The organism is Cysteiniphilum litorale (assembly GCF_003428165.1).
Classification (GTDB): Bacteria; Pseudomonadota; Gammaproteobacteria; order Francisellales; family Francisellaceae; genus Caedibacter; species Caedibacter litoralis.
The window spans coordinates 1-14,549 of sequence record NZ_QLIQ01000049.1; the positions used below are offsets into that span (position 1 = coordinate 1).

Below are 14,549 nucleotides of genomic sequence, written 5' to 3' on the forward strand. Positions count from 1 at the left end.
ACTTTAAACTCTGACGAGTAACTTGCTCTTTTTGTGCTCACAAATACGCCCTCTATTCATTTTACTTTCAACAATATATCGGAAATGAATTTCAAAAGATACTGTTTAAATTTCTTGGGGTATTATATTTTGAATCGTCCGATGATTTTAGGCAATAGCATATTACGTCGTTGCTTTACGGTCATCTGTGGGGGTAATTCATGAATTACCCCTACGGTTTTGGTAATAGCCACAACCCCATGGAAATGATTTGGCATAACAACAAATGCTCCACACTTTACATTTGACCATATAGCTTCAATCCTTAACCATTCGTCTTGGACAATGTTACCCATTTCATTCAACACCATTTCACCATTGATAACATGCCCAAACAAACATGCTTTATCTTGCGTGCAAATCGTTACAAAATACATCCCTGCTTGAGAATAATCATACTCACTTAGACGAATTGAATGGCGATTTTGCTTTCTGCTGCTCATAGCTGTTTTCAACTTAGATATTTAAATGAGATGTAACATTAAGATAATTGTAGCTCACATCCCAAATAATTCATGCAAATGATAATTACAGGCTCAATGATTTTTGTAGATGAAATTCATACAGGAGTAATTCATATCGGATAATTCGTGTTGGGTAATTCGTGAATTACCCCTACGGTCATTGTGTTGAAGGATTACAATAACACATGCAGGTAACTTACATATGTGAGAGGAGAATTCGTATCGGCAATTCGTGTTGGGCGATTCGTGAATCGCCCCTACGGATTTTATATTAAATGTTTGCGATAACACACAATCGACTTTCATATCGATATGTAGGGGCAATTCATGAATTGCCCCTACATGAATCGCCCTTTTTATATATAAATTATGACATCATATTTTTCAAAACGGTCTGCAAAATGCCACCATTTTTCAAATAATCAACATCGACATCAGCATCTAGACGCGCCAATGCTTCAAAGATTGTTTTGTGACCATTGGTGTGCACAGCTTCAACGATAACATTCGCACGCGGCTTTACATTATCCAAGCCTTTGATATTGAATGTTTCTGTACCATCTAAGCCAAGCGTTTTAGCCGTTTGACCATTAACATACTGTAAAGGTAACACACCCATACCAACCAAGTTTGAACGGTGGATACGCTCATAACTCTCAGCAATCACAGCTTTAACACCTAATAGGAAAGTCCCTTTAGCTGCCCAATCACGTGATGAACCTGTACCATATTCTTTACCTGCCAATACAACTAATGGTGTATTTGATGCTTTATATTTCATCGCCGCATCAAACACATATTCAATTGAACCATCTGGATGGTATTTGGTAACCCCGCCTTCTGTGCCAGGCGCTAATAAATTGCGAATACGAATATTAGCAAACGTACCACGCATCATCACTTCATGGTTACCACGACGTGAACCATACGAGTTAAAGTCTTTTTTCTCAACGCCATGCGCTTTCAAATATTGTCCTGCCGGATATTCCTCTGGAATAGAGCCCGCAGGAGAGATATGATCTGTTGTTACTGAGTCACCCAGCATCAATAATGTGCGCGCACCAACGATATCTAGCGAACCCTTACCTGAATCAGCAAAGTTCTCAAAGAAGTTCGGGCACTGAATATACGTTGATTTCTCATCAAACTTGTACAACTCACCCGTAGGCGCTGATAGTTTCTGCCAGTCTTTTGTGCCATCTAAAACCGTTGCGTAAGACTTCTCGAACATTTCATTGTTGATTACACGCGATTGCAATTCTGCGATATCATGTGTGCTTGGCCAAATATCTTTTAGATAAACATCATGCCCATGCTGATCTTTACCAATCGGGTCATGCTCTGGATCAAAATCAACCGTTCCGGCAATCGCATACGCCACCACATGGATAGGAGATGCTAAGTAATTTGCTTTAACATCAGGGTTAATACGCCCTTCAAAGTTGCGGTTTCCTGAGCCAACCGATGCAACGACTAAATCACCTTTGTTGATCGCATCGACAATCGGTTGATCTAAAGGACCTGAGTTACCAATACAGGTGGTACAACCATAACCCACAACATCAAATTTCAATTGCTCTAAATACTTTAATAAGCCTGATTTTTCAAGGTATTGGGTAACAACTTGTGAACCAGGCGCTAGGGATGTTTTAACATAAGGCTTAACCGTTAAACCTTTTTCAACAGCCTTTTTCGCTAATAAGCCCGCACCTAATAAAACAGATGGGTTAGATGTATTTGTACATGACGTAATTGCAGCAATTGCGACATCACCATGCTTTAATTCACAGTCCATGCCTTCAATTTTAACTGCCGTTTTGGTTTGCTCTTCTGTCAAACCAAAGCCATGCAAACCGGTTTCATGTGTTAAACATTTTTTGAAGTCAGCTTTCAAATCACGCATTGAAACGCGATCTTGTGGACGCTTAGGACCTGCTAATGTCGAATCTACCGTTGACATATCAAGCTCAATTACTGCCGTATATTCTGGCTCTTCTGCTGGATTGTGGCGGAATAAATATTGCTCTTCGTAGACTTTCTTTGCTAATTCAGCATATTCACCACGGTTACTGTTTTTAAAGAAGGCTAAAGTTACATCATCCACTGGGAAAAAGCCCATTGTCGCACCATACTCTGGCGCCATGTTGGCAATAGTTGCACGATCTGGAAGGGACAAGTGCTTTAAACCCTCACCAAAGTATTCAACAAACTTACCAACCACACCATGCTTACGAAGCAGCTCAGTGATTGTTAATACCAAATCGGTTGCCGTGACACCTTCGCGTAATTTACCTGTTAGCTTCACACCGATAACATCAGGTAGTACCATATAGTATGGCTGACCAAGCATCACCGCTTCAGCTTCAATACCGCCAACACCCCAACCCATTACACCAACGCCATTAATCATGGTTGTGTGTGAATCAGTACCGACAAGAGTATCAGGATAGGCAACTTTCTCGCCATTTTGATCTTTAACCAAAATGCCTTTTGCTAAATACTCCAAGTTCACTTGGTGGATAATCCCCATGCCCGGTGGCACAACAACGAAATCATCAAATGCTTTTTGACCCCATTTTAACAATGAGTAACGCTCACCATTGCGCTCAAATTCTTTGGCAACGTTTTTCTCAAGCGCATCTTTTGTGCCGTAATAATCTACTTGTACCGAGTGATCAATAACCATTGCTGTATCAACCAATGGATTAATTTTTTGTGGATTGCCTCCGGCATCTTTAATCGCTTGGCGCATAGCAGCCAAATCAACAACCGCAGGCACACCAGTAAAATCTTGCATTACCACACGTGCTGGCATATGTGGAATCTCAGGGCGCACCTGAGCTTTAGCATCCCAATTAAGCACGTTTTCAACATCAGACACTTTAACTTTGTAGTCATCAATATTGCGCAATTGGTTCTCAACCAATACACGAATAGAATACGGCAAACGCGTAATATCTTTGCCGGTTTCAGCTGCTAATTTTTGCAAGCTATAGGCAGTATATTGTTGACCTTTGGCGTCAATCAAAACCTTTGTTGAACGTTTTAAATCCGTCATGAGGATAGCTCCTTCTTTACTGTTTTTTCTGTCTATTGAGGCTTATTTCGGCGCTCATATTAGCCCAATTAGCTGCTTTTGTACAGCGTGATGCAAGCTTGATACAACGACTATGAACACCTGATAAATCAGAGTAATTTTATGTCATCCTTATTGCCTTACTTCATAAATACTTAGATTCAGCTATATTTAAGTCTATATCGGATATCATAACGATTGATTTAGGTGACAAACATCATGCAAACAACCAATAAACAGCACCATAAACTACTTAAGAAAGTACTAAAGCCTGAGTACCTCGTATCATGTATTACCATTATCATGCTGTTTCGCCTTAGTCAGCATCTAGCAGAGCAAAAAGACAGAACAGCTGCACTTGATCTTGCCGAGTACTATTATATCTACGCAAGTATTACCTTGGCGATTTTAAGCTTATTTCTTATCTTTGTGATTGCCTACTATATTTACTTCAAAATCACACGATTTATCCGTGAAACACGTAAGGTGATTTTAGGCTATAGCGATTATGAAACGACGCTCAAACAGGGTTATTTTTTCAAACAACACCTTAAGTTAAACCAATTGGTTAAAGATGTATTAAGGCGTCAAAAAAGCGATATGCTAACGATGCTGCATGACTTACGAACACCTTACACACGGCTATCGTTTAAACTTGAGCTTGATTACAACGCTGCGTATAACGCTGTCAAAGAAGATATCAACGAGATAAAAGTGATCACAGGGCACTCATTGGCAAAGCTTAAAGAAAACCAACTACTCACTGAGCAAAAAGAACCGATTGAAATAACAGGCTTTATCGAACAATTGTTTATCGATTATGAGCGCATGCTTATACAAGATAACAAACAAATTACTTTAAACTTAGCACTTAATATCGATCAAAAAATCTATGTCATGATCAAGCCTTTTAAACTAAAGCGCGTGCTATATAACCTGCTAAACAATGCCATTGAGTATGCTAATACTAATATCCACTTATCGCTTGAGATCACTGAGCAACAAGTTCGCATCACCATAGCAGATGATGGCGTCATACAGCAAAATTTAGATTTGAATGCAATGAAGCAGCTTTTTTGGCATCACTCAAAAAATGGTCACGGTATCGGACTCTATTCAGTAGCGAAAATACTGTCTGAGCACCAAAGTGAACTGCAGTTCACACAAACTCATCATGGCAAAAGCTTTTATTTTGAGCTTAAACCCATTTGAAATATCTCTCAAATTCCACTATAACTTAGGACATCGCAATAATATGGATTAATCACAGATGGAACGTATTTTAATTGTTGAAGACGACGATTCGCTCGCGCAAATGATTGCGCGCTATCTTGAGCGGATGAATTATGAACTCCTGATCAAATCAACTGCCATTGACGCATTAGCTGCCGTTGAGGAAACATCCTTTGATTGCCTGTTACTTGATATTAATTTGGGGAGTGACAATGGCATTCAACTTTGCCAAAAAATACGTCAAGTTTATGATATGCCAATTATTATGATTTCAGCGATTAGCGACACCACGCAAAAGTCTTATTCATTAAACATTGGTGCAGATGATTATGTCACAAAGCCTTTTTCACTAGAGGAACTTGAAGCGCGCATTAGTGCAAATATTCGTCGCTACAATCAGATGCGTAAGGTAGATCAAGCACCCGAAGCATCAAGCGCATATAATTTTGAAGACTGGTGTTTTTATCCTGAGCAATATTTACTCGAACATAAAAACGGCGAAAAGGTTTATATTAAAAAGGTCAAAACGCAAATACTATTAATGCTTTTGCAACACAATGGCGTTGTTGAAAAGAAACTTATTCATAAAAAATGTTATGACGAACCTTTTGATAGTTTTGATCGACGTATCGACGTGCATATTTCACAACTAAGGAAAATTCTTGGTAAAGAGATGATTGAAACCGTTCATTCCATCGGCTTTGCACTAAATCATTAGGATATTAAGATGAAGGATAAACGACTATTTCACCGTTATTTCTTAATCTACTTACTTTTAATTGCCGTTTATTTTATCAACTTGAGCCTTATCGATGATAAATATGCGATCACCTTACAACTGGATGATTTTTTTAATCGTACTGAAGGCATTTTATTTGCACTACCTTGGATCATTCTTCTGCCTAGCACTTATGGTTTTATGCGCCAAAACACCCAAATGATGCAAAACATTATGCTTGTTTCAGGTCTTATTTCAATGCTATTTTACGCTGTTGTTTATGATTACTTCCCACATCATAGTGTTTTATATCTTGCCATGCTTTTTAATGGCGGATTGGTTTTTGCTTTGCCACTTGCAATGATTAATACACTTCAGCGCACAGCTTACGCACTATTTTTTGTTATTTATTTCGTTGTCTGTGATCTTTTATTTTTATACATCGATATGCATATTTTTATCTTATATATAGCCGCTCCTGCCTTAGCGATTATCCTAACTGCCAATTTACTCTCTAGCAAGTGGCAACATAAGAAGCCTCGACCAATCACTGTGATGGCTTATTTGCTTTTAGCCGATCGCAAGGCATCAATCATTTTTTTAAGCTATACAGCGATCTTAGTCATTATTACATTGCTCTCAGTGTGCGTCACAACCCTGTCACCACTAGAATGGGTACAAGCCATAAATTATCTAATTGGCTGCGTAATCATGTATTTTGTGGTTTATCGCAAACTTTCGATTAAGCCCCATTTAGCACTGCTTATAACACTACTAATCAGTGCTTACTATGAATACTTCTTTATCGCATCCGTTGTGACTTACTTGATGCTGACAATTGATTTGTCTAAACATATTGGCAAGCGTGATATCCTTATCTTTGCGAGCTTTATTTTCTATCTTGTTGTTATCTATAACACACTACTTGCTAATGTGCTTTTGGCACTTTTCTGATTAAACACACTCTGCATGCCAATAACCTTCGTTGCTATAAGGACGATACTGCTTGAAGGAGACATCACATTTTATCTTTTGGTTCTTAGATAATAAAAACGCATTATCTGGCTTTAACTGATAACGATCATAACTCATCGTTGGGATATATTCTGCTGGCGCACCACTATTCACCAATATTCTAAAACGGGCTTGATTACCTTGCGTCAGTAGATATTGATTAATAGTTGCATTTTGAATATTGTTCTGCATATTCCCCGTGACTTCACCTTTTTCACTGGCATGCCATAACACATTAGGTTGAACAAATATTTTTTGACTATCATTTTCTGTAGCAATTGCAATTTCAGGTCTTGCCCATGTCCCGCTATTAATATTAACTTCTACCAATGTTTTACTTGGCAGAGCAATGGCTTGGTTAAATAAAGATAAGGTCACACTGATGATAGTCGTGCTTAGAAATAGTGTAAATTTCATGTCATCCCCTTAAACTCATTAGATTGGCTATACAGGAGTACAGCTTGACGTCCAGTATGATGTATGCCCTGCGGAAACATAACTGACCGTGCACTTTCTTGTCTTACCATAACTTAGATCAAAAGCAGGGGCGACGACTTGCTGATAACCATTCATTGCAACAGTTGGCACCATACCTTCACCACTACCATCATCCGCAAGCAATCTAAAAGATACTGTATTGCCATTGCTCTTTAAGAAAGTATTAATGCTAGCATTTTTAATATTGTTCATCGTTTTGCCATCAATGATATTTTGCTCAGATGCCGGCCAATAAACATTAGGCACCTGATGTGTAAAGGGTGTATCATCTCGCGTTGCAATTGCAACAGCAGGTGCCGCTTGTGTCCCGCTATTGACGGTTATTTCAACTTTTGTATTATGTCCAAAATCAACTGTTTGCACATTACGAGAGGTATTTTCACCCGCTGCAGCTATTGCACCGCTTGCCATTACTGTTAACGCCAACACTGTTAAAGTTGTTTTTTTAATCATTTTCATATCGATTATCCTCTTTTTGTTTCAATTGATTTTCTAAATATGAAAGTTATTTTTTATGCTGTGAACTCACAATATCAGCGTTTGCTTTAATATGACTGCCTGTGCTGTCATGAGATGTATTGTAAAAAAGTCTTTGTAAAGCTGCTGTCGTCAAAACGTAAGAAAAATGTAAATTGGGCAGTGAATCATCGCACTTTACTCACATGCTCGACACCTGCAATAACCAATCATCATGATTTTCGGTTGTTTTAAGCGTCAACACACATCCTTGCTGCTGAAAGCCTTGGCGGTCACATAAATACTTCTGTTGATAACTATTTTTTTGCCAGAAAGAGTGCTGAGTATAAGTTGAATCCGGCATAAAGTAGCTGAAATACAAATCATCTAACGACTTAAAATCGTCATAAAAATTCTCTTGTGGGAACCCTATTTGATTAATAATCATCACCAAATCACCTCCTGAGGCTTGATAATGACAGGATAAACCGCTATCTGATGGGCGCTTTGGATAATGTTTGTTGTACATGCGCGCACCCATCCAACCAGAGCTAAGCTCAGCATAGTTAAAGCGCACTAAACCCGTCAGACTCTGCTGCTGTTGATACATACGACTGCATTGACATTCATATTGCTTAACCCAAAGTATCTCAATATTTTTGAACCTATCTTTTGCAATAATTCGGGCATGACTTGCCAGTGGCGCTCTATCATCCTGAAGATAGCTTGCAACTTGCGCCTCTGTAGGACATTGAAAAACAGCAAGGCTTTGGGCTTGCAAAAGTAATGGTACTAAAGCAATAAAAACAGTAACTGATCTTTTTAAATTTAACATCATAACGCTTAATATTAGTGACTATTGTTTGAATACATCTTGTGCATGCTTAGCAAGCTTATTAACATTAGCACCTGTGACTTCAGATGTTATCTCTGCGGGTTGATTAATTGCCCAAAACATCACACCACCATAACCTTGTTGCTGGATTGATTCTATTATACCTTTATCAGTCTTTTCACCTTCCCAAACACCATCTGCTGCCTGCCCTCCTGGCTCAAATCCCATCACAATCTTGCTTTTTGTTATGTATTTTGCAAATGCATTAAGTACATTTTCATATGCTTCAGGTGAAAAACCTGTAGCTGGCGAGTCAAGGTCAGTTGGTGGCACATCATACATCATAATATTAACCCAATTAACGGTTTTATCTAATGAACTTCCTTTGGAGTTTAGTACTTTTTGAATTGCTAATCCTTCACCATCACTATTAAATGCTGTGTATCTTTGAGGACGAGAATCATTATCCCAGAATGCATTAAAGCGAGTGGTATAACCAATTTCTTTATCTTGCATACCAGCAGCATCTAGCTTTTGGCGTAAGGTAAGCAGTGTATTAGCTAATACTTCTATTTGTTGATCACGCAAGCTAGAATCATCACTTAAATGCTCCCAGTCAAAATCAACACCATCTCCTTTTGTTTTTAATAAGGTGACAATTTTATCTGTTAGCAAATCTACTTGCTCTGGAGATATCGTTTGCGTTAAGTCTGACCAACCACCAATTGCCCATATAAACTTAGCATGATTTTGCTCAACCGAATCAATAATGGCATTGATAACATCGCCACGCCAACTTAAGTCTTTTGAGGTGATAACTTTGACAATGTCATCTGGCACATACGCCTCATAAATGGCATTTCCATCCCAACCTTGAGCATGTGGAGCATCTGGATTCGGTATTGGGTCTAGTGTCAAAAATGAATAATACACATGTGTCATCGGTGCAATATCATTATCATAATAAGTACTATTTTTTGCATCGCCCTGACCAGGATTGATAGCAGGTCTCCAGTTCTCCCAATACCCAGAGATAAACTTTGGATCACTTACCTTGTGATATTTAATCGCTAATGCTTGTTGATCCTGATCAGCTTTAAAGTTACTTGGTGTGATTTTTGCCGAATAATGTGCGTTGCCCACATAATAAGAAGATGCATCAGCATACCAATTAAGGTTATTTCGCGGAATATTTTGCACAGGGTAGCTGCCATTGTGATCCAATGTAATTGGTGCAATTGACGCACCTTTTTCATCCTTCAAGTTAAGCTCAGCTTTAGCACCCTTTGGCAATCCCGACACTGTAATACTAACTTTCTCTGGTAAGATTTTCTCCAACTGATAAGTGATCTTAGTAGGTGTCGTTTTATCTGTTTGGATCGTAATATCGCGAGTTAGTTGCTCTTTGCCTTGTGGCTTATATTCGTAATCACCTTCGATAAATGAAGCAACATTAAGTTTATAATGCACACCTTCTGCAGATGATCTAAGCCCATCAATGAAGTTTGCCTTCCACTTTAAATCCCCTTCCTTAACAACGACATTATCCATGGTTGTAATGACATAATGTGGGTGTGTTTCAGGCGTTGATCCTTGTACAGTTGATGTGATTTTTAATGTTCCAGTTTCCACAGGCAGCTTTTTATACTTTATCTGAACTGATTGTGTTTGCCCGTTGCCAACTACAAAGCTTGCTGGATCAGATGATCCTATCGCTTCATCTAAAGATGGTACGCTAATAGTTATTTTCGCTGTATCTTGATCGCTATTTAATGGCACTTTGACATCAAGCTTAGTATTCCATGGCTGATTATTAATCTCTGTGAGTTTATTGCCATCTTTATAAATAATAACATCGGCTAGATGACCTTCTTGGATAAAGTCTGGTTTTTCTGGCAACTCAACTGAAATATGTGCCTGAGATACTGGCGTCACAGGACCAACATGGAAGTTGCTTATATTAAACTCATTACTTGATGGCGAAAATTGCATTGTCACCGACTGGTTTGCAGGTAATGTATATGGCTCATCTGGCCACCATTTTTTCACACTCACAGACACAGTATTGTCATCTTGCGTCAATTGAGTTTTACCATCGATTCCCCAAATAGAGCTGACCTTAACAGCATGATCAACATCAAAGCTGATTGGGTTATTGTATAAGTCTGTTGGTTCATCACAGTGAAATGTGACACTCCCTGTCCAACCAGAACTGGAAGAGTCCAGCACACAGTTAGCCATAGTGATCGTTGACAATGAAGTTAAAATCGCCGATGCGATGAGTTTTTTACTAAGTTTCATTATTACTCCTTTTGGATTGTTATAGGGATAGAAATTGCTACGGGATATTCTAAGAATTGATATGAATAAAAAGCGGTCTTCAAATGTAAAAAATAAGTAAATAGTTGCAAAACATACCGATCAATTGACTTGCTTATTGATTGACAACCGTTTTGGTTAAGCTTGCTAAGACATAAAGAATCTCGTGATAGCTTTGCGTTGCTGATTGTCCTGTTTTCTCAGAAAGCGCTTCAGATGCTAACACTGTAAGCTTTGCAACTTCATTGCCCTGTTCGGCACTATCGACCACTATTTGATAGTTTGTTACATCCCCTGACACCATAAAATCAATCACTTGCACACGATCAGATGCCGATTGTACTGTTTGATCAACTTGCGCCATTACCTCACGCATTTTGTCATTAAAAATATGCTTATTAAATAATTTAGCATTTTGGATTTGCTCATTGATCTGTGATACTTGCTTGGCAATATCACGAGATTTTGCACTCACTAATGCTAATTGCTGAAATTTTGGATTCGCCTGTAAAGAACCAATAACACTATTTAACTGATCATCCGTTATATTGACAATACTTTTTGTCCCATCAATTATTTTATTAATCATCATAAATAATTGCTGTGGATAGTTATAAGCTAACTGGTTTAACATTGCCCAGCTTTTAATGGCTGCGTCTTTATCTTGCTGTTTGTTGATCGCCGCAATCCCTTCAACAATAAAGTAGTTACTCATATCATTGATGTAGTTGCCATTTTGCCACATGTTGCTACGCTCATTCCAAATCGTATTAAAATCACTCTCGATGGCTTGGGTTAATACAGGTACTTCAACAAAGTTTTGAGTTTGTAAAGCTGCAATTAGCCCTTGAATACTGTTATTGATATGCCCAATGCTAAATTTCACCTTGTTATAGCTTGCTTTATAAGGTAAGAATCCAGTTTGAGCGCTTTGTACAATCGAATTAAGCTCATCAAGTGCTGAAATCATTCTTAAGTGCTTAATATCCTCACTTAAATGCTTAAGATCCGTCACTGCAGGTGATTTCATCGTAATGCTTGAGTAATCACTAACTTGTTGATAAACCTCACTACCATTGTGAACACTTGCTAAAGCAGCACTTGCTGCCGCTGTCATCATGATTGTAGAAAGTAGTTTTTTCATTGTTTATTTCCTCTTAGTTTTTATATTAAATTTACTACCTTTTCGGTGGTTCAAATTTAACCAAATACCAAATGATTTAAAAACAAACAAAAATGCACATAGTTGTGCAAAAACATTGATTTAAAAAGTCTCAAAATATGAGAAAAATTACACCACCTAAATACAATATTTAAGATACATCATGAGAAAATTATTAACACAACACGTAAAGACAATTTTTGCTTTTACACTATGCTGCCAATTTATCTCATCCAATGAGGTATATGTTGGCACCTATACTGAATGGGGCACACCCCCTGGTCATGGCATTTATCACTTTAATATTTCAGACGCCGGACAAATAAGCCCTATAACACTTGCAACACATGGTGATGATAAGTCTTTAAATCCGACGTATCTGTTAAAAGATCATGATCTGATATACAGTACCAATGAACTTGAGTCTGGTCAGATCACCACCTACCAAAGCAATATAAATAAGACATTGAGTAAAATAACACTATCCAGCAGTAAGCTTGCCAATCCAGTGCATGCTTTAAAAAGTAAACTGTACCCTGTGATGATTGTTGCCAATTATGGTAACGCAGCAGGCGAAGAATCAGGGATCTCGCTACTCCAGATTAATAATGATGGCACACTTGATGCTAAACCACTTCAAGTTATTCCTTATCATGATCATAGCATTGATCCTGAACGACAATCTGGATCTCATGTTCATGGCATTGAAAGCACTGTTATTCATGGGGTCGAGTATGTTTTTATTTGTGATTTAGGAGGTGATACGATAACGGTTTATCGCCTTGATGGATCAACGCATGAGCTAGTACTATTAAGTGTGATTAAGACGATTGCTGGCGCAGGACCTAGACATGCGCTTATGAGTCCAAACAAAAAATACCTATATGTTGTGAACGAGTTAAACTCGAGTATTAGTGTTTTTAAGTTTGACATTAACACCGGAAAATTAACCTATATTTCTTCTCAGCCAACAACCTTAAGCTCGCCACAAAATTCATCAGAAAGAAACTATCCCGCTGAACTTGTACTTTCAAAAAACAGCACAAAACATGATTACTATTTATATGTTTCCAATAGAGGGATCAATAGCATTGCTAAATTTAAGCTCAAACAAAACGAAGAAATGCTAAAGCTGCAAAATGAATATGACGCTTTTGGTAATTACCCTAGAGATCTAGCGATTGATAACACTGGAGAATATCTTGTTGCAGCTAATCAGCTATCAAACAACATTAGTATTTTTAAGATTGATCATAGTGGCGAGCTTGACTTTCTCCAGCATGTAGATGTTAATTCGCCTGTGACAGTTACTTTTTAAGTCTATACTTGTCAGCAAACTCATTTCATGACATGTATTGCTAAAGACAGTGTTTTGAGCCATTATTCTCAATTTCTCTGAAGTTTTGGATGGGAGCTCTTTAGTATCGTAATACTGTGTTTTACAGATAATTTACAGAACATGCACAACAATATAACTGATTTCAAATTAATCTACGCCTGTTCCAACCAAACATAGGCATCAAAAAGTATGAAAAAATTAACGCTTGCTTCCTTAATAACAACCTCAATACTAGCATATGCAAATAATGCTTTAGCAAATCAATCTTTTAATTACACAAACACTTATGTTCCTGTTATTGAAAATATGCATACTCAGAATAGTAATAGCAACCAGCAACCTCATGAGCATATTGTATTATTTTCGATTCCTGAGGTTTCACCAAGACCATACATGCCAAATCAAATTTATTTTGAAGCGACTATTGAATACCTAGGAGTTGATGGTAAAAAGCACACTGATGAAGTTCATATTACACCTACAACATCTGGAACTATAGTTAATAGTAATAATGATATTAGTATTGCTCCTAATAATTTTGCATTTGATTATTATTTCAAAGTAATGCCTAAGAATGTTGATAGTATTTCGGGCGCATTCGCGATTTGTGGGTAAATCAGCTGTAGTTTAACTTGAACTGAATGCGATACTTATGTACAAATACCCTACTGCCTTTAAAACATAAGCAAGTTACGGATGAATTTAGCTGAGCAAAACCTAGAAACGATTCAAAATGAGATATCAAATACGATAGTAGAGCTATCTAAACTTAACACCGTTACGGAAAATAAGCTTGATAAAGATCGTATTGAGCATGCACAAGATCTATCAAGCAAACTCTCCGACTTATACGCAGCACTAAGTCATCAAGAGAAAGTTCTCAGTGACTCATTCAAAAAAGATGAAAAAGCACAGTTAGATGCCACAGGCAAGCGCTACATTTTCAAAGACTACAGAGCGACTAATGTGATGTATCGCAATGGCAACCGTTTTGATATTTATATGCCTTACTATCTTTTCAAAGGAACAAATAACGGCAAAGGCACGGGCTGTAAGCCAGGCTTGCAATTACTGGGTATTCATCATGCTATATCCAATGGTTTAAGCACCTATATTGCGATGCTTTCAGCCGCATTAAGCTCATATGATGAAGTCAAAAAGCATCTGGCTAAAATCAACATCCATTTGTCAGTGACGTCAATTGTTAAGATCAGCAAACATATCAGTAAATTAGCACGCCTAAGTCAGTCGGCTGAAAAGTATTTATCAGGATTTAACAACACCAACACAATCGTTGTATCGATAGATGGCGGTCGCATTAGAATACGAAGTAAAAAGCGAGGTCCAAAGACAGCTAAGAAGCGTAATCGATTTAAGGGTCAGTGGCGAGAAGTTA

The 14,549-nt window shown here is 37.9% G+C and carries 13 protein-coding genes; 6 read left to right on the forward strand and 7 right to left on the reverse strand.

What is annotated here, in order from left to right; translation table 11 throughout:
• Positions 1 to 122: 122 nt before the first annotated feature.
• A complete protein-coding gene (locus DNJ75_RS13065; protein WP_117003899.1) occupies positions 123 to 482 on the reverse strand; it encodes a transposase in 360 nt (119 codons plus the stop codon).
• Positions 483 to 870: 388 nt separating this feature from the next.
• On the reverse strand, positions 871 to 3,561 hold the full coding sequence (gene acnA / locus DNJ75_RS13070; RefSeq protein WP_117003900.1) for an aconitate hydratase AcnA: 2,691 nt from the start codon (positions 3,559 to 3,561) through the stop codon (positions 871 to 873).
• A 237-nt stretch (positions 3,562 to 3,798) separates the two neighbouring features.
• Here acnA and DNJ75_RS13075 point away from each other — a divergent pair, with 237 nt between their 5' ends.
• From DNJ75_RS13075 to DNJ75_RS13085, 3 genes are read left to right on the forward strand one after another with little or no spacing between them, the layout of a single operon-like run.
• Positions 3,799 to 4,791: a sensor histidine kinase gene (locus tag DNJ75_RS13075; RefSeq protein ID WP_117003901.1), complete on the forward strand. Its 993-nt coding sequence runs from the start codon at positions 3,799 to 3,801 to the stop codon at positions 4,789 to 4,791.
• Positions 4,792 to 4,849: 58 nt separating this feature from the next.
• Positions 4,850 to 5,530, forward strand: a complete 681-nt coding sequence (locus tag DNJ75_RS13080) for a response regulator transcription factor (RefSeq protein ID WP_117003902.1) — start codon at positions 4,850 to 4,852, stop codon at positions 5,528 to 5,530.
• Positions 5,531 to 5,539: 9 nt separating this feature from the next.
• Complete coding sequence (locus DNJ75_RS13085) at positions 5,540 to 6,484, forward strand: hypothetical protein (RefSeq protein ID WP_117003903.1); 945 nt, start codon at positions 5,540 to 5,542, stop codon at positions 6,482 to 6,484.
• On the opposite strand, the gene DNJ75_RS13090 is transcribed toward DNJ75_RS13085, so the two are convergent.
• From DNJ75_RS13090 to DNJ75_RS13110, 5 genes are all read right to left on the reverse strand, one after another.
• Positions 6,485 to 6,961 carry a hypothetical protein gene (locus tag DNJ75_RS13090; protein ID WP_117003904.1) on the reverse strand — a complete coding sequence of 159 codons (477 nt, stop codon included), beginning with the start codon at positions 6,959 to 6,961 and terminating at the stop codon, positions 6,485 to 6,487. It abuts the gene before it with no gap.
• Between the two features lie 27 nt (positions 6,962 to 6,988).
• Positions 6,989 to 7,501: a hypothetical protein gene (locus DNJ75_RS13095; RefSeq protein WP_117003905.1), complete on the reverse strand. Its 513-nt coding sequence runs from the start codon at positions 7,499 to 7,501 to the stop codon at positions 6,989 to 6,991.
• A gap of 199 nt (positions 7,502 to 7,700) precedes the next feature.
• The gene (locus tag DNJ75_RS13100) at positions 7,701 to 8,333 is read right to left on the reverse strand and encodes a hypothetical protein (protein ID WP_117003906.1); all 633 of its coding nucleotides are present in this window, start codon (positions 8,331 to 8,333) and stop codon (positions 7,701 to 7,703) included.
• A 21-nt stretch (positions 8,334 to 8,354) separates the two neighbouring features.
• Entirely contained in the window at positions 8,355 to 10,634 is a 2,280-nt protein-coding gene (locus DNJ75_RS13105; RefSeq protein WP_117003907.1) for a glycosyl hydrolase family 18 protein, read from the reverse strand.
• A gap of 133 nt (positions 10,635 to 10,767) precedes the next feature.
• The gene (locus DNJ75_RS13110; protein WP_117003908.1) at positions 10,768 to 11,796 is read right to left on the reverse strand and encodes a hypothetical protein; all 1,029 of its coding nucleotides are present in this window, start codon (positions 11,794 to 11,796) and stop codon (positions 10,768 to 10,770) included.
• 181 nt (positions 11,797 to 11,977) lie between these two features.
• Here DNJ75_RS13110 and DNJ75_RS13115 point away from each other — a divergent pair, with 181 nt between their 5' ends.
• The 3 genes from DNJ75_RS13115 to DNJ75_RS13125 all read left to right on the forward strand — a co-directional run.
• Positions 11,978 to 13,132: a lactonase family protein gene (locus tag DNJ75_RS13115; protein WP_117003909.1), complete on the forward strand. Its 1,155-nt coding sequence runs from the start codon at positions 11,978 to 11,980 to the stop codon at positions 13,130 to 13,132.
• A 210-nt stretch (positions 13,133 to 13,342) separates the two neighbouring features.
• Positions 13,343 to 13,768 carry a hypothetical protein gene (locus DNJ75_RS13120; RefSeq protein WP_117003910.1) on the forward strand — a complete coding sequence of 142 codons (426 nt, stop codon included), beginning with the start codon at positions 13,343 to 13,345 and terminating at the stop codon, positions 13,766 to 13,768.
• Between the two features lie 81 nt (positions 13,769 to 13,849).
• A partial coding sequence (locus DNJ75_RS13125) for a hypothetical protein (RefSeq protein ID WP_157968341.1) occupies positions 13,850 to 14,549 on the forward strand: 700 nt, incomplete at its 3' end.

Coding starts and splice junctions, on each gene's coding strand:
- DNJ75_RS13065 (WP_117003899.1), bottom strand. CDS start 482: ATGAGCAGCAGAAAGCAAAATCGCCATTCAATTCGTCTAAGTGAGTAT.
- acnA (WP_117003900.1), bottom strand. CDS start 3,561: ATGACGGATTTAAAACGTTCAACAAAGGTTTTGATTGACGCCAAAGGT.
- DNJ75_RS13075 (WP_117003901.1), top strand. CDS start 3,799: ATGCAAACAACCAATAAACAGCACCATAAACTACTTAAGAAAGTACTA.
- DNJ75_RS13080 (WP_117003902.1), top strand. CDS start 4,850: ATGGAACGTATTTTAATTGTTGAAGACGACGATTCGCTCGCGCAAATG.
- DNJ75_RS13085 (WP_117003903.1), top strand. CDS start 5,540: ATGAAGGATAAACGACTATTTCACCGTTATTTCTTAATCTACTTACTT.
- DNJ75_RS13090 (WP_117003904.1), bottom strand. CDS start 6,961: ATGAAATTTACACTATTTCTAAGCACGACTATCATCAGTGTGACCTTA.
- DNJ75_RS13095 (WP_117003905.1), bottom strand. CDS start 7,501: ATGAAAATGATTAAAAAAACAACTTTAACAGTGTTGGCGTTAACAGTA.
- DNJ75_RS13100 (WP_117003906.1), bottom strand. CDS start 8,333: ATGTTAAATTTAAAAAGATCAGTTACTGTTTTTATTGCTTTAGTACCA.
- DNJ75_RS13105 (WP_117003907.1), bottom strand. CDS start 10,634: ATGAAACTTAGTAAAAAACTCATCGCATCGGCGATTTTAACTTCATTG.
- DNJ75_RS13110 (WP_117003908.1), bottom strand. CDS start 11,796: ATGAAAAAACTACTTTCTACAATCATGATGACAGCGGCAGCAAGTGCT.
- DNJ75_RS13115 (WP_117003909.1), top strand. CDS start 11,978: ATGAGAAAATTATTAACACAACACGTAAAGACAATTTTTGCTTTTACA.
- DNJ75_RS13120 (WP_117003910.1), top strand. CDS start 13,343: ATGAAAAAATTAACGCTTGCTTCCTTAATAACAACCTCAATACTAGCA.